At 71.6% G+C, this 23,442-nt stretch carries 26 protein-coding genes; 16 read left to right on the top strand and 10 right to left on the bottom strand.

The features are described 5' to 3' along the window. Nucleotides 1-20: 20 nt before the first annotated feature. The 3 genes from HJC40_RS24260 to def are packed head-to-tail and all read left to right on the top strand — an operon-like array spanning nt 21 to nt 1,936. Nucleotides 21-884, top strand: a complete 864-nt coding sequence (locus HJC40_RS24260; RefSeq protein WP_250003746.1) for a hypothetical protein — start codon at nt 21-23, stop codon at nt 882-884. Next, the gene (locus HJC40_RS24255) at nt 881-1,372 is read left to right on the top strand and encodes a SigE family RNA polymerase sigma factor (protein WP_250003744.1); all 492 of its coding nucleotides are present in this window, start codon (nt 881-883) and stop codon (nt 1,370-1,372) included. The genes HJC40_RS24260 and HJC40_RS24255 overlap by 4 nt, the downstream gene beginning before the upstream one ends. A gap of 54 nt (nt 1,373-1,426) precedes the next feature. Continuing rightward, a complete protein-coding gene (gene def / locus HJC40_RS24250; RefSeq protein ID WP_250003743.1) occupies nt 1,427-1,936 on the top strand; it encodes a peptide deformylase in 510 nt (169 codons plus the stop codon). Between the two features lie 117 nt (nt 1,937-2,053). Here the strand turns inward: def and HJC40_RS24245 are convergent, their stop codons facing one another. Beyond that, on the bottom strand, nt 2,054-2,656 hold the full coding sequence (locus HJC40_RS24245; protein ID WP_250003741.1) for a TetR/AcrR family transcriptional regulator: 603 nt from the start codon (nt 2,654-2,656) through the stop codon (nt 2,054-2,056). A 101-nt stretch (nt 2,657-2,757) separates the two neighbouring features. Between HJC40_RS24245 and HJC40_RS24240 the strand changes: the two genes are divergently transcribed. The 5 genes from HJC40_RS24240 to HJC40_RS24220 all read left to right on the top strand — a co-directional run bounded on the left by HJC40_RS24240 (nt 2,758) and on the right by HJC40_RS24220 (nt 6,016). Then, complete coding sequence (locus tag HJC40_RS24240) at nt 2,758-3,171, top strand: nuclear transport factor 2 family protein (protein WP_250003739.1); 414 nt, start codon at nt 2,758-2,760, stop codon at nt 3,169-3,171. Beyond that, nucleotides 3,168-3,983 carry an ergot alkaloid biosynthesis protein gene (locus HJC40_RS24235; RefSeq protein ID WP_250003736.1) on the top strand — a complete coding sequence of 272 codons (816 nt, stop codon included), beginning with the start codon at nt 3,168-3,170 and terminating at the stop codon, nt 3,981-3,983. The genes HJC40_RS24240 and HJC40_RS24235 overlap by 4 nt, the downstream gene beginning before the upstream one ends. A gap of 27 nt (nt 3,984-4,010) precedes the next feature. Further along, nucleotides 4,011-4,442 (top strand): GNAT family N-acetyltransferase, encoded by a 432-nt coding sequence (locus HJC40_RS24230; RefSeq protein ID WP_250003734.1) that lies wholly within the window; start codon nt 4,011-4,013, stop codon nt 4,440-4,442. Nucleotides 4,443-4,488: 46 nt separating this feature from the next. Next, complete coding sequence (locus HJC40_RS24225; RefSeq protein ID WP_250003889.1) at nt 4,489-5,370, top strand: fructosamine kinase family protein; 882 nt, start codon at nt 4,489-4,491, stop codon at nt 5,368-5,370. Between the two features lie 172 nt (nt 5,371-5,542). Then, nucleotides 5,543-6,016 carry a hypothetical protein gene (locus tag HJC40_RS24220; RefSeq protein ID WP_250003732.1) on the top strand — a complete coding sequence of 158 codons (474 nt, stop codon included), beginning with the start codon at nt 5,543-5,545 and terminating at the stop codon, nt 6,014-6,016. Between the two features lie 318 nt (nt 6,017-6,334). On the opposite strand, the gene HJC40_RS24215 is transcribed toward HJC40_RS24220, so the two are convergent. Beyond that, on the bottom strand, nt 6,335-7,111 hold the full coding sequence (locus tag HJC40_RS24215) for a bifunctional 2-polyprenyl-6-hydroxyphenol methylase/3-demethylubiquinol 3-O-methyltransferase UbiG (protein ID WP_250003729.1): 777 nt from the start codon (nt 7,109-7,111) through the stop codon (nt 6,335-6,337). Between the two features lie 60 nt (nt 7,112-7,171). Further along, nucleotides 7,172-8,167: a hypothetical protein gene (locus HJC40_RS24210; protein WP_250003727.1), complete on the bottom strand. Its 996-nt coding sequence runs from the start codon at nt 8,165-8,167 to the stop codon at nt 7,172-7,174. 40 nt (nt 8,168-8,207) lie between these two features. Between HJC40_RS24210 and HJC40_RS46640 the strand changes: the two genes are divergently transcribed. Beyond that, nucleotides 8,208-8,657: a helix-turn-helix domain-containing protein gene (locus tag HJC40_RS46640; RefSeq protein ID WP_374272580.1), complete on the top strand. Its 450-nt coding sequence runs from the start codon at nt 8,208-8,210 to the stop codon at nt 8,655-8,657. A 558-nt stretch (nt 8,658-9,215) separates the two neighbouring features. On the opposite strand, the gene HJC40_RS24205 is transcribed toward HJC40_RS46640, so the two are convergent. Together HJC40_RS24205 and HJC40_RS24200 are read right to left on the bottom strand one after the other, a co-directional pair. Continuing rightward, entirely contained in the window at nt 9,216-10,235 is a 1,020-nt protein-coding gene (locus HJC40_RS24205; protein WP_250003725.1) for a hypothetical protein, read from the bottom strand. Beyond that, the gene (locus tag HJC40_RS24200) at nt 10,232-10,588 is read right to left on the bottom strand and encodes a helix-turn-helix transcriptional regulator (protein ID WP_250003723.1); all 357 of its coding nucleotides are present in this window, start codon (nt 10,586-10,588) and stop codon (nt 10,232-10,234) included. Before HJC40_RS24200 ends, HJC40_RS24205 begins: the two co-directional genes overlap by 4 nt. Before the next feature lie 117 nt (nt 10,589-10,705). On the opposite strand from HJC40_RS24200, the gene HJC40_RS24195 reads away from it, so the two are divergent. From HJC40_RS24195 to HJC40_RS24185, 3 genes are all read left to right on the top strand, one after another. Next, nucleotides 10,706-11,203: a nucleoside deaminase gene (locus HJC40_RS24195; RefSeq protein WP_250003720.1), complete on the top strand. Its 498-nt coding sequence runs from the start codon at nt 10,706-10,708 to the stop codon at nt 11,201-11,203. 125 nt (nt 11,204-11,328) lie between these two features. Continuing rightward, entirely contained in the window at nt 11,329-11,733 is a 405-nt protein-coding gene (locus HJC40_RS24190) for a DUF6578 domain-containing protein (RefSeq protein WP_250003718.1), read from the top strand. Between the two features lie 88 nt (nt 11,734-11,821). Continuing rightward, the gene (locus HJC40_RS24185; protein ID WP_250003716.1) at nt 11,822-12,898 is read left to right on the top strand and encodes an alpha/beta fold hydrolase; all 1,077 of its coding nucleotides are present in this window, start codon (nt 11,822-11,824) and stop codon (nt 12,896-12,898) included. Between the two features lie 355 nt (nt 12,899-13,253). On the opposite strand, the gene HJC40_RS24180 is transcribed toward HJC40_RS24185, so the two are convergent. From HJC40_RS24180 to HJC40_RS24160, 5 genes are all read right to left on the bottom strand, one after another. Next, nucleotides 13,254-13,586 (bottom strand): hypothetical protein, encoded by a 333-nt coding sequence (locus tag HJC40_RS24180; RefSeq protein WP_250003713.1) that lies wholly within the window; start codon nt 13,584-13,586, stop codon nt 13,254-13,256. Between the two features lie 196 nt (nt 13,587-13,782). Further along, on the bottom strand, nt 13,783-14,301 hold the full coding sequence (locus tag HJC40_RS24175; RefSeq protein WP_250003711.1) for a GNAT family N-acetyltransferase: 519 nt from the start codon (nt 14,299-14,301) through the stop codon (nt 13,783-13,785). 181 nt (nt 14,302-14,482) lie between these two features. Further along, a complete protein-coding gene (locus tag HJC40_RS24170; RefSeq protein WP_250003709.1) occupies nt 14,483-15,598 on the bottom strand; it encodes an alanine racemase in 1,116 nt (371 codons plus the stop codon). Further along, complete coding sequence (locus HJC40_RS24165; protein WP_250003707.1) at nt 15,585-17,069, bottom strand: IucA/IucC family siderophore biosynthesis protein; 1,485 nt, start codon at nt 17,067-17,069, stop codon at nt 15,585-15,587. The genes HJC40_RS24170 and HJC40_RS24165 overlap by 14 nt, the downstream gene beginning before the upstream one ends. Then, a complete protein-coding gene (locus tag HJC40_RS24160) occupies nt 17,066-18,610 on the bottom strand; it encodes an IucA/IucC family protein (RefSeq protein WP_250003705.1) in 1,545 nt (514 codons plus the stop codon). The genes HJC40_RS24165 and HJC40_RS24160 overlap by 4 nt, the downstream gene beginning before the upstream one ends. Before the next feature lie 247 nt (nt 18,611-18,857). Here HJC40_RS24160 and HJC40_RS24155 point away from each other — a divergent pair, with 247 nt between their 5' ends. Genes HJC40_RS24155 through HJC40_RS24140 form a run of 4 tightly spaced genes read left to right on the top strand, consistent with a single transcriptional unit; the run spans nt 18,858 to nt 23,434 of the window. Next, entirely contained in the window at nt 18,858-20,651 is a 1,794-nt protein-coding gene (locus HJC40_RS24155; protein ID WP_250003703.1) for an ABC-F family ATP-binding cassette domain-containing protein, read from the top strand. A gap of 12 nt (nt 20,652-20,663) precedes the next feature. Next, complete coding sequence (locus HJC40_RS24150; RefSeq protein WP_250003701.1) at nt 20,664-21,593, top strand: tyrosine-type recombinase/integrase; 930 nt, start codon at nt 20,664-20,666, stop codon at nt 21,591-21,593. A 54-nt stretch (nt 21,594-21,647) separates the two neighbouring features. Beyond that, nucleotides 21,648-22,484: an undecaprenyl-diphosphate phosphatase gene (locus tag HJC40_RS24145; protein WP_250003699.1), complete on the top strand. Its 837-nt coding sequence runs from the start codon at nt 21,648-21,650 to the stop codon at nt 22,482-22,484. Next, nucleotides 22,481-23,434, top strand: a complete 954-nt coding sequence (locus HJC40_RS24140) for a DUF3626 domain-containing protein (protein ID WP_250003698.1) — start codon at nt 22,481-22,483, stop codon at nt 23,432-23,434. The genes HJC40_RS24145 and HJC40_RS24140 overlap by 4 nt, the downstream gene beginning before the upstream one ends. Nucleotides 23,435-23,442: the final 8 nt, after the last annotated feature.

The raw sequence follows: 23,442 nt of genomic DNA, 5'->3' as shown, positions 1-23,442 counted from the left end.
GGGTGCGGAGAGGGTGGGTTGTGACCGAAGACCTGCGTGCGCTGCTGCGGGCGGAGCTGAACAACGAGCGGCCGCCGCCGCTGGGCGACGTGGTGGGCGCCGCCCTGCGCGACGGGCGCCGCGTCCGGCGACGCCGCCGGGCCGGGTTCATGGCGGGCGGCTCCGCCACGGTCCTCGCGCTGGTCCTGGCCGGTGGCGTGGCCGCGTACTCGGAACCCCGCCATTCCGCCGGCGTCGGGTCCGCCCCCGCCGCCCCGGTGGTGGCGCCGTCACCGGCCGCGACGGCGTGGCCCAATGCGCCCGGCCAGGCCGCCCAAAAGGCCACGGTCTCTCCCGGATCTGTGCCAGTAGGCCCGACTGCCCTCCTGACCGGCCGCCCCGGGCGTACGTTGGCGATCCACAGCGGCGTCGATCAAGCCGCCGGAACGCGCGAGAAAGCGACAACGGGGGCCATGCTTCACCTACTGACGCAGCTTCTGCCGGCCGGGCGGACGAGCAACGCGGCCGTCTCGGGCGCCGGCGACCCGCACGTGCAGATCCGGCTCGACCGCGGGACCGGGCCCGGCCTGCTCCGGGTGACCGTCGGCCTCCTGCCGGTCGAGGGCGCCCGGCCACCGCGCGGCGGCACGGCCACGGTGACGATCCTGCACGTGGCCGACAACTGCCTGCAGGACACGGTCGCCATCGCCCGCTGGCCCGACGGCACGGCCGTGCAGGTCGACGTCGCGTCCTGCCTCACCGGCTCCAGCCGGGGTCCCCGGGCGCTCACCGCCGACGAGGCGGCCACGGTCGCGGCCGACGCGCGGTGGGGCGTCACCATGGACCCCGACCTGATCAAGGCGGGCGCGAGGGAGTTCGGCCGGGTGCCGGTGCTCGTGTCATGACCGACGACGAGCAGTTCGCCGAGTTCGCCCACGCGCACGCCGAGCGGCTGCGGACCACCGCGTTCATGCTGTGCCGCGACTGGCACCTGGCCCAGGACCTCACCCAGACCGCGCTGACCAAGCTGTTCCTGAGCTGGCGCCGGGCCGTCCAGTCGGACAACCTGGTGGCCTACGCGCAGAAAATCCTCCTGCGGGTTTTCCTCGACCACCGCCGGCGCCGATCCTCCAGCGAGTCGACCACGGCGGTCCTGCCCGAACCGGTCCACCGGGACAGCCCCGAGCTGCGCCTGACCATGCTGGACGCGCTGGCCCACCTGCCCGAACGGGACCGGGCGATCGTCGTCCTGCGCTACTTCGAGGACTACAGCGTCGACCGCGTCGCCGACGTCCTCGACCTGCCGGTCAGCGTGATCAAGAGCCAGACCCGTCGCTCGCTGGCCCGGCTGCGCGAACTCCTCGCCGAGGACCAGCTGGCCCTGTTCGCCTGACCCGGCGCGGGCCCGGGCCGGGGGTGCCCGTAATGGGCGGATAACCTGTGCGCCATGACAGTGCGGCCCATCAGGATCTTCGGCGACCCGGTGCTGCGCACCGAGGCCGACCCGGTCACCACGTTCGACGCGGCGTTGCGCGCCCTGATCGACGACCTGGAGGACACCGTCCGCGAGCCCGGCCGGGCCGGTGTGGCCGCCCCGCAGATCGGGGTGAGCCTGCGGGCGTTCTCGTACAACGTCGACGACACCATCGGGCACCTGATCAACCCGGTCCTCTCCGACTTCGAAGGCGAGCAGGACGACGACGAGGGCTGCCTGTCGATCCCCGGCCTCTACTTCCCGACCAAGCGGGCGATGTCGGTGACCGCCCGCGGTTTCGACCGCAACGGCGACGAGCTGGTCATCCACGGCACCGGCTTCCTGGCCCGCGCCCTGCAGCACGAGACCGACCACCTCAACGGCACGCTCTACATCGACACCCTGACCGGCGACGTCCGCCGCCAGGCCCTGCGCGAGCTGCGCCGCGTCCGCCCGGCCCCGCCGCCGTCGCCGTCACGCTGACCGCCGGTTCCAACCGGCCTTCTGACTGCAAGGCCGTCAGCCGGGCGGCAAGCCTTTGACCGCTGGGCTTGCGGTCAGGCCGCCGGACCCTGACCGTCGGGCCTTCGCCCGCCGACGTCAGCTCGGGAGGATCGCGTCGACCAGAGCCGACAATCCCGCTTCGAGGCGGGCGCGGGGCCAGTCACGGAGCTGGTGGAGCAGGTCGCTGCGCACGGCGGCCAGCAGCGCGTGGGCCAGGTAGTCGGCGTTCTCCGGGCCGCGCGCCTCGGCGACGATCCTGGTGAGCCGGGCGTGCCACAGGTTGTAGAGCTCGTTGTCGAACGGGCTGCCGGCGCCGGCGTTCTCCAGGGCCCGGGTCAGCGTGGAGTTGGCCAGCTTGAAGTCCAGCATCGCCCCGAGCGCCGCCAGGACCCGCTCGGCCGGGCCGGGCCCGGTGTGGTCCCTGCCCGCCGTGACCTTGACGGGCCCGGGGTGGTCGCCGGCCGCCGGGCCGGGGTCGATCGTGCTCAGGGCCGCCTGCAGATCCTGTGACCGGTCGGCGTAGAGCGCCCGGATCAGCCCGACCCGGTCGCCGAAGCCGCGGAACAGCGTGCCCTTGCCCACCCCGGCCGCCGCGGCGATGTGGTCCATGGTGATCTGGTCCGGGTCGGTGACCTGGTCGAACAGCCTGCCCGCGGCGGCCAGCACGACCTCGCGGTTCCGGGCGCCGTCGGCACGCATGGAGACCCCCTCGTCAACCGGACCGTCAGTCCGTATAGTGGATACGGACTACTGGTCCGCATCGTAGCGTGAACCGCCTCCGACCCGAGGAGCACCCGCACATGACCGCCACCCCCGCCGAAGTCCTCCAGCAGGCCGCGCGCCGGCTGCTGGCCAAGGACATGGCCGGCTTCATCGACCTGTACGCCGACGACGCCGTCATGGAGTTCCCGTTCGCCCCGCCCGGCCAGCCCACCGAGGTCGCCGGCCGGGCCGCGCTCGAGGGCTACCTGCTGCACTACCCGGAGCTGCTCGACCTGCGGGAGTTCACCGTCATCGCGCTGCACGAGACCAAGGACCCCGAGGTCATCGTCGCCGAGATCGACGCCTCCGGCTTCGTCGTGGCCACCGGTAAGCCGTACGAGTTGCGGTACATCGCCGTCCTGACCATCCGCGACGGGCTGATCGTCCGCTACCGCGACTACTGGAACCCGCTGGTGACCCGGGAACTGCTGGGCGGGGGACTGGTCCGATGATCCTCGTCCTCGGCGGCACCGGCACCACCGGCCGGCTCGTGGCCCGCAAACTGGACGACCGCGGTCAGGCCGTCCGGGTGGCGGCCCGGCGGCCCCCGGACGGCGGCGTCCGGTTCGACTGGCACGATCCGGCCACCCACGCCCCGGCGCTGGCCGGCGTGCGCGCGGCGTACGTGCTCCCCCCGGTGGGCGTACCCGATCCGGAACCGGTCGTGGTCCCGTTCCTGCAACGGGCCCGCGACGCCGGGGTCACCCGCGCGGTCCTGCTTTCGTCGTCGGCGATCCCGCCCGGCGAGACCGGTCTGGGCCGGGTCCACGCCCGGCTGGGCCAGATCCTGCCGGAATGGGCCGTGCTGCGCCCGTCCTGGTTCATGGAGAACGTGGTCGGTGACCACCCGCACGCGGTCTCCGCCCGCGAGGACGGCGAGATCGTCAGCGCCACCGGCGACGGCCGGGTCGCCTTCATCGACCCCGACGACATCGCCGAGGTCGCCGTCCGCGCCCTCACCGACCCGGAACCGCACAACACCGACCACCTCCTCACCGGCCCCGAGCCGCTGAGCTACGCCGAGGTGGCCGAGCGGATGACCGTCCACTGGGGCCGCCCGGTCCGCCACCGCGCGGTCACGGCCGGCGAACTGGCCACCCGGCTCACGGCCGCGGGCCTGCCGGCCGACTTCGCGCCGTTCCTGGCCGGCCTCGACGTCGCCATCGCCGGCGGCGCCGAGGACCGCACCACCGACACGGTCGAACGGGTCACCGGCCGCCCACCTCGCTCCCTGACCGACTTCCTGGCCGCCCGCTCCGGTTAGGGACGGGTCCGGCTAGGGTCGACAGCCATGAGCGTCGAGATCGCGGTCGTCCAGGACATCACCGAGGACGTGGTCGAAGCCTTCGCCCGGCTGCTGCCCCAACTGTCGCGCTCGGCCCGCCCCCTCGACGCGGCGGCGTTGCGTACGCTGGTCGACTGGCAGGGGAACCGCCTGCTCGTCGCCCGGCTCGACGGCATCATCGTCGGCACGCTGACCCTGGTCACGTTTCCCATCCCGTCGGGCCTGCGGGCCTGGATCGAGGACGTCGTGGTCGACGAGGCGGCGCGCGGCCACGGCGTCGGCGCGGCCCTGACGCAAGCCGCCATCGACCTCGCCCGCGCCGACGGAGCCCGTACGGTCGACCTGACCTCACGCCCGGCACGGGAGGCCGCGAATCGGCTCTACGAGCGGCTCGGCTTCCACCGCCGGGACTCGAAGGTCTACCGTCTCGAGACCTGAGAGCCGGTGTCGGCGATCAGCCACCGCGGCAGGAGAACATTTCGTGATGCACCCGGCGGCGTTCCTCCTCGACGGCCTGCGGCGAGCCGGAATCCGCGATGTGGTGACGGTCGAGCCGGTGACAGGCGGGCTGGCGGCCCTCGCCGGCATAGCAACCCGCCGGGGTGCGCCGCCGGTGTTCGTCAAGGCCTTCGCCGACACTCCGGACGACGACGTCTTCGCCGCCGAGGCCGAAGGGCTGACGGCTCTGCGGGAACTCGGCGGCGTGCCGACCCCCGACGTGATCCATGCGGACCGGGAACTGCTCGTGTTGTCGGTCCTGAAGCCGAGGCCGTCCAGCGAGACCTTCTGGGAGCAGTTCGCGCACACGCTGGCCCGCCTGCATCTGAGCACGACCCACCCACGCTTCGGGTGGCACCGCGACAACTGGCTGGGCCGTCGCCGCCAGATCAACACCTGGAGCGAGGACGGTTTCGCCTTCTTCGCCGAGCACCGGCTGCTGCGGTGGCTCGGCGAGCCCCGCGTGGACGCGGCCCTCGACGCGGCCGACCGTGCTGCGCTGGAGCGCCTGTGCCAACGCCTGCCCGAGCTGCTGCCCCATCGCCCGGCCGCCCTGACCCACGGCGATCTGTGGACCCAGAACCTGCTGGCCACCCCGGACGACCGGCCGGCGCTGATCGACCCCGCGGTGTCGTACACGTGGGCCGAAGTCGACCTCGCCCACGTGTGGACCACCGTGCCCCCGCCCGAGGCGCAACGGTTCTTCACCCGCTACGCCGAGCTGACCTCCCTCGACGCCGGCTGGCCGGCGCGGATGCCGATCCTGCAGCTGCGCCAGCACCTCGCCGTCCTGGCCCAGTTCGACGACGACTGGGGCGCCGCCGACCACATCCGCGCGACCCTGGCCCCGTTCCGGCCGCTGAGCTGACCGGCGACTCGCTGAACGCGGTCGACCTGCTGTACCGCCGGGACGGCGGACGCCAGCCTCAGGTGCTCATTTCGGATACCGGTTCGCATGCGGTTACCTGGACACCTCGTGCCCCGTTGCTGGATGCGGGCGTTTGCTTGCATCGTCCAGCGGGGCGGTCGCGGAGGTGGTCGTGCGGGTCGGGAAGCACCGTCGTGAGAACGGCATGCACCGGGTTGAGCTGCTCGATGAGACGGGCGAGCCGATCGAGGTGGTGGCGGGGACGACCGATGCCGGGACGCCGGCGACGAAGCTGGCCGCGACGACCGTCAACCGGATCCTCGCGGCCGTATCGTCGTTCTACGAGTACCTGATCCTCGCCGGCCGTCTGGACACGGCGAACCCGATCGAGAAGCGCCCCGACCCGGCGCTGGCACGAGTATCCGAACGGCACCAGCCGTTCATGGGCAGGGCCAGTCGGCAACGGCCGGTGCGCCGGGCGGTGCGCGTCAAGACCGTCCAGCGAGTACCCCGGCCACTTGACGAGGACCAGGTGATAGCGCTGCTCGGCGTGCTGCGCTGCCTGCGGGATCGCGCGTTCGCCGCTCCCGATCTGGGCGACGCGCGTCGGCCCCTGCGGGATCCTGATGCTGCGGCCGCGGAATGACCCGGGTCGGGACTTGAGGACTATTGCTCGCGAGAATCACGGTACCGGTGATCTTGATGTGAGTGCGAGGCGTCCTCACGAGGCTCACTGGGGGGATGGCCTTGGGAAAGTCCAGCCCGGCCGCCGCACATATCGAACCCGCTTTGGGCTCCTGAACGCCACCGCCAGGTTCGCCGACGACCGGGGTGGTCACGCCCCTGCGGTCGGCTCGCCCCCGACGACCCCGGAGACAACGCATAGCGGCTGGCGGATCAGCCTACGTCTGCTGTTCGACGGCCTCGAAGCGAGCACCGCGCCCCGGGCGCAGGCCGTTGAGGATCAGGCCCGGCGGGCACAGCCCAGGTAGGTCACCACCGGGCGGGCGCCGGGCTTCTCCAACACGAAGTTCACCAGGGGCGCCACACCATCGTCGGAAATCCGCCCGCTACGCCGGGCGAGCACCGCCTTGATCAGGTCGACTGGGTTGTTGGGCTTGAAGCCTCGGACGTCTTCACTGGTCAGGCCGTGCGCACGCAGGGCTTCTATCACCTCTTCGGGCCGGCGCAGGCGTGCGGCCGCGTAGCGGCCGGGCGGCATGATGCGGGTGGACGGCAGTTTCTGGAACAGGCCGAGGTAGACGATCCGGCCCAGCGGGGTGCGCGTGACGGTGTCGTAGAACAGGACGCCGCCGGGAGCCAGGACGGAGGCCGCCGCACCGATGACCCGGTCGAGGTCGTCGGTGATCTCCAGGGTGTCGGCGCAGTAGACCAGGTCGAACGGACCGCCCAGACGGTTCAGGTCGTCCGCGTCGGCGGTCTCGTAGCGCACTTCGCGGCCGGGATACCGGTCACGGTTACGGGCGCGGCCGGTGGCGACCGGGGACGGGTCTGCCGCGGTCACCCGCAGGCCCAGGGTGGCCAGGTCGCGGGCCAGGTCACCGCGGACACTGCCGATCACCAGCGCCGATCTGCCGGTCGGCGCGACGCCGAGGCGGGCGATAAGTTCCTGGACATACTGCATCCGGACGCTGTTGAAGGCGATGGCGCGCAGGTGCCGGCCGTCGATTGCCTCGTCGGTGGCGGTGTTCAGTTCGATGCGTGCAGCGGGGCGAGCCATGGTGTCCTTTCGAACCGGAATGGGCGGGAACAGTTGTCGGCAGCGTGACGCGCGGGCGTCTCACAAATCGGGACTTCGCGTGGGCCGTCGACCTTCGAGGCTCAGGCGGTGATGACCGGACACGTCGCCTCGTGCTGTGACCTTCTGTGCCGTCTCGGAGGCCCGGGCTGTGCTCATCAGTGCCAGGAGAAGGATCGCCAAGCCGGCGAGAGCGCCGAAGTGGTTGATTCCCGCCAGTGCCCAGAGAGGCTCCGGCGGCGGGAAATCGGGTACGACGGCGAATGCGAAGACCGCCTTCCATGAGCCCCACGCGAACAGGAAGCCGGACGCGATCCAGCTCAGCAGCAGGGGAATCGGTGACCCCGCCGCGGTGCGGCGCGTCACCGTCCACACGCTCCAGGCGGCGATCAGGGCCCACAGGCCACTGTTGCCGGTGAGCAGGTGCCACTGTCCGTCACGGTTGTCGAGGGTCGCCTGGTTGAGGCCGGCGGTGCCGCCGAGCGACCAGTACATCTGCGGCAGGCCGATGCCGACGGCGACGGCTGCGGCGACCGTCGCCACGGTGCCCTGTACGGCCCGGGTCGCGCCGGCCGTCGGCGCCCGGCCGGTGAAGGCGTCGGGCCAGCGGTGGCGTACGTAGAGCGGGAAAGCGATCGCCACCGCGAGGCCGAAGCCGGCGAACGACAGCGACAGCATGATCAGCTCCCAGGACGGCACCGCCGGTGTCACCGGCGCTGCCTCCCCTTCGGGGGCGACCGCCAGTAACGCCGGGATGACCAGGATCATCGGTACCAGGAAACCCCCGCCGATCCAGGCCGGTCCCAACACCGTCCATCCGGGGATCCGCATCCCCCACCCCTGACCCAGGGCCAGGCCCAGCAGGATGGCGGCTCCCGCCATACCGACGGTCAGACCGTTGATCAGCGACCAGTCGAGCCTGCTCCAGGCCCCGTCGTGCAGTCCTCCGCCGCGCAGGCCGTCGAGTGTCCAGACGGTTTTGACGACGAAGTACGGCAGCATCGCCAACGCCGCCCCGTAGCCGGCGACACGTTGCACCCTCGCCCACCGCGGTGGTGTGGTTCCGATACTGACTGCCATGGTCGATCCCCCCGTTGCAGGCCCCGGCATCGAAACACGCGACGTCTGTGGTCGGGCTGAGAGCTCCGCTCCGGGGACGGACCGGCCGGGCGACACCGTGCCGTTGATCCTCAAGAGTGGCCGAGCCCTGTGCTGGGCGAACAGTTCAGGTCGCCGAGTTCGAGGCCAACCTGATCCGGCTACGCACCCGCGAAGGCATGGCCGTCGCCAAACGCAAAGGCAACTCCGCGGCAAGCAACCCAAGCTGCCCGAGTCCGCCCAACGCTCCATCCGCTCCCGCTACGCCGAAGGCGACCTATCCCGGGCCGACCTCGCCGAGGAATACAGCGTCGGCCGCTCCACCATCCACCGCATCATCCACGGTGACCCAGCAGCGGACAGCCACCCATCAGACACGACCGACTCCCACGAAGCAGGGACGTCCGAAACTCAGCCACATGCCCTCTGAGCAGCCGTACCGCTAGTTTTCACAAGATCGTCAGTCGAGGGCCTGATCGGACCGGCGGGAGCAGACTGCCACAGCGAGCAGCGTTCGACCGATGGTGCCGGCGGGTCGAACGACAAGGGAAGCCTGCCTTCCAGACGCCCCGCCGGCCAGGCAGCCGGTGCCGCCCCCCTCGGACATCGAGCGGCGATGGCAACCAGCATCCTAGGATGCCCTAAGGGTCGAGATCAGCAGCACACCGGAAGAGCGACCCTACGGGCCGCTCCCGCCCTCGGTACAAAACACAGAGCAGGTAGCGAGGGTCGGAAGCGACGTCAACAATCCGATGAGCCGCCAGTTCGGCCGTGCGCGTCTGCGCGGCACCGTGCCGTTCCCGCCATGACGCCCGTCGCGGAGCCGGTGTCGCCCATCCGCTGGCCCATCGTTCGTTGCGCTGTCACAGTGGTGCTCGCGAATCCGCCACGTGCCGCACTGCACGCGCCTGGCCGCCGCTGTGTCGGACGTGCCGTAGGCCGAAGGACTGTCCCACCGGCGGGGAGGCGACGGCCTCAGCGCCGGCCGCTATCGCCCCGCGCTGAGGCCGTCGCGGGCCGGGCGACCTCCGGCGGAGGCGTGTGCGTGCAGAAGGGCCCTTCGGCGGGCCAGCAGCACAACCGGTACGACGATCGCCACCGCAGTCGCTGACACGACGGCCGCCGCTGTCGTGAGTGTGGTCCGGTCCACGTTCGGTCCGCCGCCGTACAGGCTGACGGCGAGCTCTTCGGCCAGCGGATGCAGCCACAGCATGCCGATCGGGCCGAGCAGCACCAGCAGAGCCCAAGCGCCACGGAGGTCACGGCGGGCCGCCGGCCTCACGCCGACGAGCAACGTCACCACCAGAAGCGCGATCCCGGCGGCGGGAAGGACCTGACCGGCGGGCCAGCCGAAGTACCCGTAGTCAACGTCGCGACTGTTGTAGGCGTAGGTCGCCGCGATGGGTAGCGCCGCGGCGCCGCCGCCCAGGGGCGCGAGTCGCAGCCACCCAGGCCCGCGGCGGGGAACGGCGAGCGCCACGACTCCGAGGCCGGCCTGGGCGACGAGCATGTACAGCGGAGGCCGGAACTGGTTGACGACGGCGGCAAGCGGTACGACAGCAATGGTGAGGGCGAGGGCGAGACCGATCGCCAGGCGCGTCCACCGGCCGGGGGCGACCGCGTACGCCACGGCTGTGAGCAGCCAGGCCGACCACATGCCGAGGCCGGGAGTGAGGGACAGTCCGTCCTGCTCGGAGCGGAACCACGACGTCGTCCACGGATTGAGCTCCAGCGTGATCCAGGCGCCGGCGAGTCCGGTGGCGGTCGTCAACGCCAGTATCGCGGCCAGGCGCAGGCCCGGCCCGATGCCGGTGGCGCCGACCACGCGCAGGCGCCGACGCAGCCCGCCGCCGGCCAGGTCGCTCACGTCGGCGACCGAAGGCCACTGCCGGCCGGGTGAGGACAGGGCGAGGTACGTATCCACGATCTCGGTGCCGCGCTCGTCGCGGTAGCCGGCCGGATAGAAGAGCCGGACCAACCGCAGGTAGCGGCTTTCCAGGTCGCTCATGCGGTTTCTCCACTCAGCCGGGGCAGGCGCGGACGGGTGCGGGCGGTCAACCGGGCGGTCGCGGCCTCGACGTTGCGGCGCATCCGCTCGGTCTCGTCGGCGAGCAGCTCACCACCGTGCTCGGTGAGCCGGTAATAGCGGCGCAACCGGCTGTCCACCACTTCCTCCCGCTCGACGGTGACCAGACCCGCGTCGAGCAGCCGGTCGAGGGCGCCGTAGAGCGTGCCAGGGCGCAGGGACACGCGGTCGTCGGAGAGCCGGGCCACCTCATGGATCAATCCGTAACCATGCAGCGGCTCGGCGGCCAGAGCGGTGAGGATCAGGAACGTGGGTTCGCGTAACGGTGTCTCCACGCCCTCAATGTATCGGGTGCGAAGATATAACGGCAGATGCCGGGGCTCGGTGAGCCCGGTTCACCGCCGGCGAGAAACCGGGCGCCGAATCGCCGGCACCGTCGGTAGCCTGCGCCCATGACGCCGGACGAGTTGGTCGGGGCCGCTGTCGATGTCGCCGAGGACGGGATGGCCAGCGGAGAGCTGCCGATCGGGGCGGTGGTGGAGACGGGCGGCGAGATCATCGCCCGGGCGTTCACCCGGGACGTCTCGCTGGGGCGCCGGCTGGTGCACGCCGATCTGCTGGCGATGACCGCGGCCGACGAGCAGCTCGGGTGGCGGGCCCGGCCGCATCCGGTGCGGCTCGCGGTCAACCTGGAGCCCTGCCTGATGTGCCTGGGCGCGGCCATGGCCTTGCGGGTCGACGAGGTGTACTACGGCTTGGAGTCACCGGCCGACGGCGGTGCCGCAGTGGCGGCGGGCTGGCCGGGGAGCCCGGATCTGCCCTGGTACCGGCCGCCGGTCGTGGTCGGGGGGCTGCGCCGGGCGCAGGTGCAGGACCAGTTCCGGCGCTACTGCGAGCGCGCCCCGGAGTCCGGTTTCCGCCGCTGGGCGGAGACTCTGCTGGTGCTGTGAGGCTGGTATCAGGGGAGAGCCTGTGGCCGGGACCGGCCGACGTGTCATCGACTGATGCAGCGCCGGCACGGTGACGGGTACTGGAGACAGTGCGCGCCTTGTCGGCAACAGAAAGGTATGTGGCGGTGGAGATCAGAGTCTGGATGGACAACTGGCAGATGCAGTGCTGCGGGGAGCCGTTCGCGGTAGGTGACGAGGTGTCCTGGACGCTGCGAGACCCGGACACCGAATGGCTGGAGAGCGTGCTGGGCAGCGAGTCGGCCGGTGGCGTCGACAAGGCGGAGGAACATCATGGAGGCATAGGCGACGGCGGCACATCGACGGTGGGGATTGTTACTTCCATCCATGCCGTGCGTTGCCGGTATGCTCCGCCGCCCGGTGGAGCGGAGACTGTGCTCGGTCCCGTTCCCGGCTCCGGCACGCTCGACGCGATCCGGTTCGCGGACGGGTGGACACCCGACCGTGGTGAACTCGAATTCGCCGGCTATCTCGTGCGCTTGAAGATCGACGAGGACGTTCGGCCTGAGTGACGGTCCCGGGCATCCGTGGTGCGCCGAGGACGCCATCGGCTGCTCCGAGCCGTACGGGTTGCTTGAGCCCCTGTGCCAGGATCGGCCGATGGAGAACATCGAGTGGCTTCGCCCGGCCCGCGGCGTCACCTATGACGTGCTTGCCGGCGGGCCGGACGACGGCTTGCCGGTTCTGCTGGTGCACGGCAACTGCTCCTCCGCGGAATTCTGGTTGCCCCTCATCCGCCGGCTCCCGGACGGCCTCCGGGTCGTCGCCCCGCACCTGCGCGGGTACGGCCGCAGCGAGGCGGCGCCGGTGGACGCCACCCGGGGCCTGCGGGACTTCGCCGACGACGTCGCCGCGCTGCTCGACGACCGCGTCCTGTTCCCGCGCGGTGGCCCGGTGGTGGCGGCCGGGCATTCGATGGGTTGCGGCGTGGTCATGCAGATGCTCGTCGACCACCCGGGCCGGTTCGCCTCTGTCCTGCTGGAGGCGCCGCTGAGCCCGTACGGGTTCGGGGGCACCCGCGACCTCGACGGCACGCCGACGACCGCGGACTTCGCCGGCACCGGGGGCGGCGGCGCCAACCCCGACTTCGTGGCGCGCATCGAGGCGGCCGACCGCAGCGACGAGGCGCGGACCAGCCCGCTGTCGGTGCTGCGCTCCCTGTACGTGGCTGACCCGGCATCGCTCGGCGACGACGAGCAGCTTCTGCTCACGACGATGCTCAGCACCGCGATCGGCGAGGACAACTACCCGGGCGACAGCAAGCCGGCTGACAGCTGGCCGTTCTTCGGGCCGGGCGACCGTGGTGTCCTCAACGCCATGGCGCCCAACCACTTCAACGTCGCCGACGCCTTGGTCGACGCCGCCCAGAAGCCGCCGATCGTCTGGGTACGCGGCGAGCGGGACGTGATCGTCTCGGATACGTCGCTGTTCGACCGCGCGTACCTGGGCTCGATCGGCGCAGTGCCGGACTGGCCCGGCGCCGACGCCTGCCCGCCGCAACCGATGGTCGGCCAGACTCGCGCGGTGCTGCAGCGATACGCGGCGAGCGGTGGCAGCTACCGTGAGATCGTCTACGACAACTGCGGCCACTCACCACATGTCGAACGCCCGGCCGAGTTCGCCGCCGAGCTCCTGAGCCTCGTCGATACGCGGCCGACGGACCGCGAACACCTGTGAGCAGCCGGCGTTGAGCGGCCCGGCTCTCAGGCCGGAGAGGTCCCGATGCCGCGGAACCAGCACATGGCCCGCAGCTGCCGTCGTCACTCATGGACCCGCGGCTTCCGTTCGCTGTCCGCCGCCTGGGCATTCCTCAGGCGGTACGTAGGCCCGGATGGTGCTGTTGTGCCGCGTGGCCTTCCCGTCGGCGGTAAGGGCCACGACACGCCGGCAGACGGGGCACCGGCCTCGTTGTTGCCGCGAGCGCTGAATCACCATGCCTCCCCACGTCGTTCGTTGCCGGTCGTCAGATCGACGGTCCAGCCATGGGCCACTCCCCGTCAAGAAGCCCTGTTTCGACTTGGGCTCTCGGGCGTCAGTTGATTGGTGTCACTTCCAGGAGGGTCACCTTGAAGCCCCGGAGCTGGTCGCTCGGGTCCGGGGCGACCTCACACACGAAATCAACGCTTCGGGCAACCTCGGGCCGGCTCAGCATGACTCCGGTGACGCGGTACCGGCCCTCACCGAGACCCGTCACCGTCGTGTCTCGCTTGTCGAACCAGTCGTCGAAACCGGCCTCCTCGGCCACCGGCACGGAGCACTTGGCCGAGGCAACGGCTTCACGCTCGTCGGCGGAACAGCCGGCCGCCCCTCCCAAGAGACTCGCAGCAGCACCGAGGCCGAAGACGCGCAACCACCGCTGACGCATATCTCACCGCTCCCTGGAGGCCGCCGACGTCGAACTTCCCCAGCTGGAGGCTACGGGGGACGAGCACGGCCGGGTGTCCGCTGCCCGGCGAGGTGGGGGCCGGCCTGAGGGAGCCGCAGCATGGCCGGGCGGGACCGCGACTGAGCCTGCCCGCGCGAGAACGCACGGGCCAGGCCCAGCCGCGGTTTGTTCTGCGCTACTCGGTCGCCAGGTAGTAGTTCACGAGCGGCAGTCCGGTGAACCCGACTGCTTCATAGAGGGCGCGCGCGGGCGCATGCCCGGGATCGCCACCTGTTCCGACATTGAGGAGCTTGAGCCCCTGATCGCGGAGCCGGTGGATGGCGAACTCCATCAGGGCTCGGCCGTGGCCACGACGCTGGTGCTCCGGGTGCACGGCGATCATCTCGATCACTCCCAGGGACTCGTCCCGGTCCTGCTGGAGAACGACGAAGCCCACCGGGGTGCTGTCGCCGGTGGCCAGGACGAAAGATTCGGCGTCGGGGGCGAGGCAGGTCTTCCGGACGGCGGTGGCTTGCGCTGCCCGCCAGTCCGGGCGGTACAACCGGTTGAAGATCGCGGATCCGAGAATTCTCTCGAACGAGACGAAGACCGGCTCCCAGGCCAGGAGAGACAGGTCGACGACAGCTTCCAGGTCGGCCGGTGTCAGCGGCCGGATCTGCTGCGACGGCTCGACGATGCGGGACTGTTCGGGCATGCGGGTGCTCCGTTTCAGAACGACGAAGGCCGATACGTGACACGTAGGGGCCGGAGACGTTGGAAGCGGCGGAGCAATGCGGAGGTTGCTCGCCGCTCAGGAGCGGCGGGTTCGCCCGGCAGCGGCGCAGCAGCAGAGGAAAGTCATGAGGCACACCCTAAGCGCCACGCGTTCAGAGGCCCTACAGGATGCGGAACACCGGCGGGTCGTGGCGCAGGAAGTCGTGGTGGGAGATGTCCCAGCCGTAGGCGCCGGTGCGGCCGAAGACGAGCAGGTCGCCCGCGCGGATCTGGGTGACGTGCCGGCCCCGGCACAGGACGTCTCGCGGGGTGCAGAGTTCGCCGACGGCGTCGATGTCGGTGTCGGTGGCCGACGGGCGGGGGTACGGGTGGGGCCAGTCGTCGACCGGGAGCACGGTGAACGGGTGGTCGTAGCCCCACGCGGCGGGCAGCCGGAAATGGTGGGTGCCGCCGCGCAGGACCGCGAACGTACGGCCGTGGGTGGTCTTGACGTCGATCACCGAGGCGGCGTACCAGCCGGCGTCGGCGGCCAGGTAGCGGCCGGGTTCGAAGATCAGGTCGATGCCTCGCGGGACGGTGATGGACCGGAGCGGGTCGAGGTCCATGGCGGTGTCGGAGAGGTAGTCGACGCCGAAGCCGCCGCCCACGTTGACCACGCGCGGGTGGATGCCGGTGGCCTGGGACCAGCTGAGCGCGTCGCGGACGAAGGCGGCGTGCGCGTGGCCGTCCAGGTTGTTGGAGACGGCGTGCAGGTGGAAGCCGATGATCCGGACGCCGGGGACGGCCAGGGCCGCCGGCAGCTGGGTCTCGTCGACGCCGAACGGGGTGGGGGTGCCGGTCATGCTGTGGCTGCCGGTCAGGGCGGCGCCGGCCCGGTTGACCCGCAGCACCACCTCGGCGCCGGGGCGCAGGGCGGCGATGCGGTGCAGTTCGTGGACGCTTTCGGCGTTGATCTGCGCGCCGGCGTCGAGGGCGGCGGTCAGCTCGGCGTCGGTCTTGGCCGGGCCGCCGAAGACGATGCGCCGTGCCCCGGCCCGTAACGCCAGGGCCAGTTCTCCTCCGGAGGCCACTTCCAGGCCGTCGCACTCGCGGGCCAGGGTGTCGAGCACCGCCGGGTGGCCGTTGGCCTTCACCGCGTACAGCAGGGAAGCCGGCACCGGCAGGCTCTGCCGGACCGCCGCCACCCGGGCGCGCAGGGTGGCCGTGTCGTAGACGTAGGCGCAGGCCGGGCCGGGCAGGTCGAGCAGGGCCCGGACGACGTGTTCAGGTGGGCGCATGCAGCGGGTTCCGCACCGGGACGTAGATGTCGCCGTCGCCGGCGAGCCGCATGCGCACGAGCGCCTTGTGCGGCACGGTGGGCGCGGTGAAGGCGGCGTGGTCGTCGGGGGTGGCGTGTTCGTCGACGACCGCCCGGATGATGCGCCAGGCGCGGTCCTCGTCGAGGTTCAGGCGCAGGACGATCTCGCCGAGGTGGGCCTGGAACAGGGTGTAGCCGATCTTGGCGCGGAACACGTCGAGGTCGTCGGTGCCGACCACCGAGCCGGGCCACAGGTCGATCTCGTGGCCGGCGGCGGCCAGGCGCGGCCGGTGCAGGCGCAGGCCGGCGAAGTCGCGCAGGGCCAGCCGGTGCGGGCGGCCGCCGACGAAGGTGGGCAGGCAGTTCTGCAGGTGCGCCTCGAGCGCGACGCCCTGGGCGGTGAGCCGCAGCAGCGGGGGCACGACCAGTTCCGCGTACGACCGGAGCCAGTCCCCCGGGTCGCCGGTGACCAGCTCGTCGAGGAGCAGGGGCAGCGCGCCGCCGGGAACGGCCCGCTCGCCGGGACGCAGGCGCCCGGTGAGGCCGTCACGGCGGATCGCGGAGAGGTCGCGGCCGGAGCCGACGGGCACGGCGGCGCCCGCGGTCTCGGCCATCAGGATCAGGTTGTCCTCGCCGGCGGTGAGCCGGTGCAGCAGCGTGGAGACGGCCGGGCCGTTGCGGGTGCTGGCGATGCTGATGCTGCGCCGGGTCGAGGTGACCTGGATGTCGAGCGAGACCTTCAGGTACTGCCCGGTGCCGGGCAGCAGCAGGGTGCGCAGGGCCGCGGTCGGGATGGCGTCGCGTTCCTCGTCGAGGATCCTGATCGTGCCGTCGCGGAGCAGGTCGCCGTAGCGGTCGGGGAGCACGTTGTCGCGCTGCCAGGCGTGCACGGGCTGGACCGCGTACCCGGCCGGCTTGGCCACCTCGGGGAACACGTCGTCGCCGATCAGCAGGGCGGAGCGTACGGCCACGAAGCCGACCCGGGTCCGGTCGGTCTCCAGGTCGTGGGCCAGCACGTCGCCGGTGTCCCAGCCCAGCCGGGTGCGCCCGCAGGGGTGCAGGTTGTGCCCGGCCACCGCCAGCCGTTCCAGGCCGATCGCCTGCTCGTCCGGGTCGTCGGCGACCGCGGGGCGGGGGCGGGCCATCGCGATGGCCAGGTTCATCACCGCGTTGCGCAGTTCGGCCGCGAAGCCGGGGGCGTCGATGTCGCCGAGCAGCTCGACCGGGTCGCCGACGCCGGCCGAGGCGTATTCGACGCGCCCGAAGCCGTGTGCCGGGCCCGGGCCCATGTCGCGCAACCCTTCCCGGACGAGCGCTCCGCGCAGCCGCCGCCCGACGGTGTCGGCCGCCTCGGGCAGCGCCGCGAGGAAGCCGGGCACCAGGCCGGGGGCGTGGACGGCCAGGGCGGCCTCGGTGTGCGCGATGCGTTCGGGTCGCAGCGTCTTGTTCATGCGTGTGCCGCCATCGGGTTGGGGAGCAGGGCCCATCGGTCGTCGAGCGGGTCGGCGGCCAGCCGCATCGCGGTGGTGGCCTTGACCGGGAGGGGGTCGCGGAGCAGGTGCGGGGCGTCCTCGGTGCCGGTGGCCCGGACCGCCCGGGCGACGATGCCCCACATGCGGTCGGGGTCGGCGTTGCGGGTACGGGCGAACGTGGCGATCAGTTCGGCCGCGACGGTGCCGAACGCGGCGGCCGACAGCTTGGCCCGCAGCTCGGCCGGGTCGTCGCTGGGCAGGTCGCCGTGCAGGGCGGGGGGTTCGAGGCCGGCGGCGCGCAGCCGGGCCGGGCTGACCCGCACCCCGCCGAGGTCGCGGTAGAGCATCCGGGCCGGGCGGTCGTCCCGGAGTACGACCAGCGTGTTCTGGCCGTGGGCCTCGAGCGCGACGCCGCGGGCGAGGACCCGGGTGATCGGGGCGAAGAACACCTCGGACAGCCGGGCCAGCCACGCGTACGGGTCCTGGACCCTCGCCTGCAGGGCCGGGGACGCGCCGAAGGCGGCCAGCGGGACGGCCAGCTCACCCGCTCCCAGCTGTGGGGCCTCGCGGACGACGTGGGCCAGGTGGCGTTGCGGGACGCCGTCGACGACGACCGCCCCGGCGGCGATCTCGGCCAGCAGGTCGATCGGCTGGTCGGCCAGGAGGCGGCGCAGCAGGCGGGACAGCACCGGGCCGTTGTGCACGGCGGCCGGGGACACGGTCCGGACGGCGCTGGTCATCCGTACGTCGACCGCGGTCTTGAGGTGCGGGCCACCGTTCACGGGCGCGACGGTACGAAGTGACATCAACGGGCGTACCGGATCGGACTCGCCGTCGGCGGTGAGCCACGGGTAACGCCCGGCGAGCCGGTCGGCCTGCCACGGGTGGGCGTACAGGGTCGGCGGGGCGGTGCCGTACCAGCGGTCCGGCGGCACGCGCAGCCGTCGCAGCCGCAGGACGGGGGAGTGTTCGGGGGCGTACGCGAGGACGTCGGCGACGGTCATGCCGCCGCGGGTGCGGCAGCATGGGTGCAGCGGGTGGCCGTCGGTGACGAGTTGCTCGATGCGCCCGAGCGCGTCGGGGTCACCCGCCTCGGGCAGCTGGTCGGCGGGCCGGTCGGCGCGGGCCAGGGCCAGGTTGGCGACGCTGTTGTCGACCTCCCCGGCCAGGGCGACGTCTCCCCAGAGCAGCCGTACGAGCTCGGCCGGGTCCACGATCGACCGGCGCTCCCCGGCCTCGGCGGCGAGCCCGGCCCGGGCGATGGCGAAGGGTTGCGCGGCCTCGACCGGATAGCGCACGGTCACGGGGCCGGCGCCGGCGATCGCGAAGGTGGCCGCACCGGCGTGACGCTCGGTCAGGCCGGGCAGGGGCTCGCGGTCGACCGCGCCGAGCAGCCGGCCCAGGATCGACGCCCGTGCTCCCGCAAGCTCGGCGTCGTACCGCGCGAGGAGGTCGGGCCGGAGCACCGAGAGGTCGTCGCGGGTCCGGCCGGGACCGGCGCTGGCGGGGGGTCTCGGCACGTCGTCAATTCTCCGTACCGCTCCGGCCCGATCGATCCGGGCCCACTCCGAGGTGAGCGAGAACGCAGTAACCAACCACCATCCTAGGACGGCTTAGCAGGCGTGCGCCTGAACACCGGCGCACCTCAAAACCCAAAACCGAAGAACAAAAAGGAATCAACGACATCCCCCCTTTCGATTTCAGGCTGCGCGGGCGGGCCTCCGGGTGGACTCGCGGTGTTGCGAAGGCGGGGACCTGGGGACGACCGTGCCCACCGACACGGCGAAGGCAGCCGGCGGCGCGGCGGGATTTCGGTTGCGGAGGTGGTCGGGGGCGGGCATTGTGGGCGTCGGATCTGTTGTCCAGCGCAGGGAGTGCCCTTTTCCATGTGAGAGCGACCCGACTTTCGTGAACGCCTCGCCGCTGCCGCGGCTCGCAGGCGCTGTCCTGTCGGTTCTCGCCCCCGTGGAGGGTCTTGTGTTGAAGGTTGTCGGTCTGAGTTGCTCGTATGACGGCGAGCCGTTGTTCGCCGGGCTCGATCTGGTGATCGGGGACGGTGACCGGGTCGGGGTGGTGGGGCCGAACGGGGCCGGTAAGTCGACGTTGCTGCGGGTGCTGGCGGGGGAGTTGCGGCCGCAGGCGGGCAGTGTCACGTACGGGCCGGGTGCCCGGGTGGGTCATGTGCCGCAGCAGATGCCCGATCCGGACGGGACGGTGGGTGATTTCCTCACCGGCGGGCTGGGGGAGCTGGCCGGGGTGACCCGGTCGATGCGGGAGCTGGAGCGGCGTCTGGCCGTCGGTGACGATGTGCTGGCCGAGTACGGGGCCGTGCAGGAGCGGTGGACGGCTCTCGAGGGGTGGTCGGCGGAGGCGCGGATCACCGAGATCCGGCAGCGGCTGGACATCGCGCACTTGCCCGACGATCTGGCGTTGTGGCAGGTCAGTGGGGGTGAGCAGGCGCGGTTGCTGTTGGCCCGGGCGTTGCTGGACGAGCCTGAGGTGTTGTTGCTGGACGAGCCGACCAACCATTTGGACGCCGAGGGTGTGGCGTGGTTGCAGGGCTGGTTGAAGGCGTACCCGGGTGGGGTTCTGACGGTCAGCCATGACCGGGCGTTTCTCGACGCGGTGGTGTCGCGGGTCCTGGAGATCGACGGGATCGACACCGAGGTGCAGGACTATCCGGGTGGCGGTTACACGGCGTACCGGGCGGAGAAGCAGCGTCGCTGGGAGCGGTTGTTGCTGGATTTCGAGGCGCAGGAGAAGGACCGCCGGCGGTGGGAGGCGGATATCGAGCGGACGAAGGAGTTCTCGCGGGGGGTGGAGAACGCGTCGGGGCTGGGGGTGGCCGGTCCGCATCTGCGGCGGGTGGCCCGGTTGGTGGCGCGCAAGGCGAAGGTGCGGGAGCGGCGGTTGCGCCGGCAGATGGAGTCGGTGCGGTGGATCGCGCGGCCCCGGACGCGGCCGCCGCTGACGTTGGCGTTTCCGGCTGATCGGGCGCCCGCGGGTGAGGTGGTGCTGGCCGTACGGGATGTGACTGTCCGGGCCGGCGACCGGGTGCTGCTCGACGGTGTGGCGGTCGAGGTGCGGCGCGGTGACCGGATTTTGGTCACGGGGCGCAACGGGGCGGGGAAGACGACGTTGCTGAACGCGCTGGCCGGGCCTGAGACGGCGGTGTTGCCGCAGACCACGGACGGGTTGCGGTCGGGGTCGACGGTGATGGAGTTCTTCCGGTCGCGGGTGCCGGTGTATCTCGATGATGCCGAGCGGCTGCTGGAGGGTCATCAGTTCGGCGCGGATCAGTGGGACGCGCGGTTGAGTTCTTTGTCGGCGGGGGAGTTGCGGCGGCTTCTGCTGGCGGTGCTGGTGAACAGCCCGGCGCGGGTGTTGTTGCTGGACGAGCCGACCAACTTCCTGGATCTGGATGCGCTGGAGGTGGTCGAGGAGGCGTTGCGCCGGTATCGGGGGACTCTGGTGGTGGTGACTCATGACCGGTATTTCGCGGAGGCGCTCGGGTTCGGCCGGCGCTGGCATGTCGCGGACGGCGCGGTGATCGAAAGCTGACACCATGGGCGGATGGTCGTGGTGCCGAGACAGGGTGGGGAGCTGGCCGTCGGTGGGCCGGCGGAGCAGGTCACGGAGGCGTGGCTGGCGAACCGGCGGTTGTCGGAGCACACGCGGGCGGCGTACCGGCGGGATGTGTCGGCGTGGTTGGCGTGGTGTGCGGAGCGGGGCGCTGATCCGCTGCGGGTGTCGTTCCTGGATGTGAACGCGTACGCGCGGGGTTTGGAGTCGTTGAAGCTGGCGCCGGCGACGGTGGCCCGCAAGTTGTCGGGTTTGTCGAGTTGGTACGACTTCTTGATGAAGATCCGGGCGATCGACGCGAACCCGGTGGCCGGGGCGGACCGCCCGTATGTGTCGCGGGATCATTCGGCGACCCTGGGCCTGGCTCCGGAGGAGGTCGACGCGCTGCTGGCGGCCGCGGCGTCGGCGGGGGTGCGCCATTTCGCGGTGATGACCATCCTGGCCGATCTGGGTCTGCGGGTCGGTGAGCTGGTCGGCCTGGATCTGGGTGATCTGGGCTGGGAGCGTGGTCATCGGACGGTCCGGTTCGTCGGCAAGGGCGGCAAGCAGCGGCGCCGGGCTCTGACTCCGGCGGCGTCGGCGGCGCTGGACGGCTATCTGGCGGTGCGTGGTGACGCGGAGGGGCCGTTGTTCGTCACGTCGACGGGTGGGCGGCTGGATCGGCACGCGGTGTTCCGGTTGATCCGGCGGCTGGCCGGTGAGGCGGGGATCCAGGAGGCCGACCGGTTGTCGCCGCACTCGTTGCGGCACGCGTTCGCGACGGCAGCCCGGGCCGAGGGTGTCCCGTTGGAGGATGTGCAGGACGCGATGGGTCACGCCGATCCGCGGACGACCCGCCGGTACGACCGGGACCGGCACAATCTGGATCGTGATCCGGCCTACATGATCGCTGCCGCGCGTGCCCGCCGCGCCGGGGGATGACGGGGACCCCTATGCTCGGCGGCGGTAAAAAGCGGATCAAAGAGGCGGTCGGGGTTGAACATCTTCGAAGCGGTGCTGCTGGGCGCCGTTGAGGGCTTTACCGAGTTCCTGCCCGTGTCGAGCACCGGCCACCTGACGATTCTCGAGAAGCTGCTGGGTTACCGGATCGACGATCCGGCGATCACCGCGTTCACGGTGATCATCCAGTCGGGTGCGGTGCTGGCGACGATCATCTTCCTGCGCAAGGACATCGTCCGGGTGGTTCCGGCGTTCCTGGCCGGGGTTTTCAGCAAGGACAAGCGGGACAACCCGGATTTCCGGTTCGGGTGGGCGGTGCTGCTGGGCGCGATCCCGATCGTGATCGTGGCGTTGTTGTTCAAGGATCAGGTGGAGACGACGCTGCGGAGCCTGTGGTTCGTGGCCGGCGCGCTGATCCTGTGGTCGGGGGTGATGGCGTTCGCCGATCGCGCGGCCACCCAGGTGCGCCATCAGGAGGATGTGACGTGGAAGGACTCGCTGATCATCGGCCTGGTGCAGTGTCTGGCGCTGATCCCGGGGGTGTCGCGGTCGGGCGCCACCATGTCGGCCGGTCTGCTGCGTGACTTCGACCGGGTGACGGTGACGAAGTTGTCGTTCTTCCTGTCGATCCCGGCGCTGCTGGGCGCGTCGGTGCTGCAGGGCGTCGAGGAGGCCGGGAACATCTCGGCCGGGGTGGGCTGGGCGAACACGCTGATCGCGACCGCGGTGAGTTTCGTGGTGGCGTACTTCTCGGTGAACTGGTTGCTGAGGTTCGTGTCGCGGCACTCGTACAGCGTTTTCATCTACTACCGGGTGGCGCTGGGTGTCCTGCTGATGGTGCTGCTGATCACGAATACGATCGAGCCGAAGTGACGTCGGCCGGCGAGCGCGCGTTGCGGCACGTGCGGGAGTTGTTTCCGCAGGTGACGCCCGCGGAGGTGCCGTCGGCGGCGATCACGGTGAACTTCCATCCGGACAGGTTGCTGGCCGACGGTCTGACGGTGGCCGAGCATCTGGCCGCCGAGGGTGTCTACCGCAGCCAGTTCGAGACGCGGATCTCCAACGGCGGGCTGACCGCGTTCGCGGGCGGCGACCGGGACGGGTGGGAGCAGCGCATGTTCCCGGGCGTCTATGCGGGTCCGGTGGGCCGGCCGGTGTACGGCGCGCTGAATCTGGCCGGTCATCCGGACGGGGCGTCGCCGCGGTTCGGCAGCTGCCATCTGGTCCTGGCCGCTCACGTGTCGCAGCGGGCCACGTTCAGTCATGGCGACAGTTTCACGGAGCCGACGGTGTTCGGGACGGCGGCCACGTTCGGTGCGGTGTGGGCGGCGTTGCTCGACGAGGTCGCCGGCACCGGGCGGGCGCTCAACCTGGCCGCGTCCTCGCCCGCCGAGTGGGTGCGGCAGCTGGGGGCGGACCGGGTGCACGCGGGCCGGGCGATGGACGACTACGTCGAGGCCCAGGTCCACGGCGGCATCACCCTGGCCGAGGACGTCACGGCCGTCGTGGCCGACCCCGGTTTCCGCGGTACGCCGGTGGAGGCGCAGCTGCGCGGTCTGGGCCCGCCGGTGCGGTGGGCGCCCGGTTTCGTGCTGCCCGCGGACGATTTCCCGGCCGATCTGAAGGGCCCGCAGGTGCCGCCGCTGGCGCGGGCCGTCGCCGACCGGTACGGCCGGGAGGTGCTGGACGCGGCGCTGGTCGGCCGGGCCACGCGGGAGCCGCGGGCGTGGGCGTCGTTCGGGTCCCCGGCCGAGGTGTTGCAACTGCTCAAGTACGTGTGGCACATCCTGGTCATGCGCGGGGCCCCGCCCGGCGGCCGGTGAGCCGGTGC

Source organism: Actinoplanes sp. M2I2 (genome assembly GCF_023544445.1).
In the GTDB taxonomy this organism is placed as follows: Bacteria; Actinomycetota; Actinomycetes; order Mycobacteriales; family Micromonosporaceae; genus Actinoplanes.
Note: the sequence above shows the minus strand (reverse complement) of the source record. Positions and strands in the feature narration are given on the sequence as shown.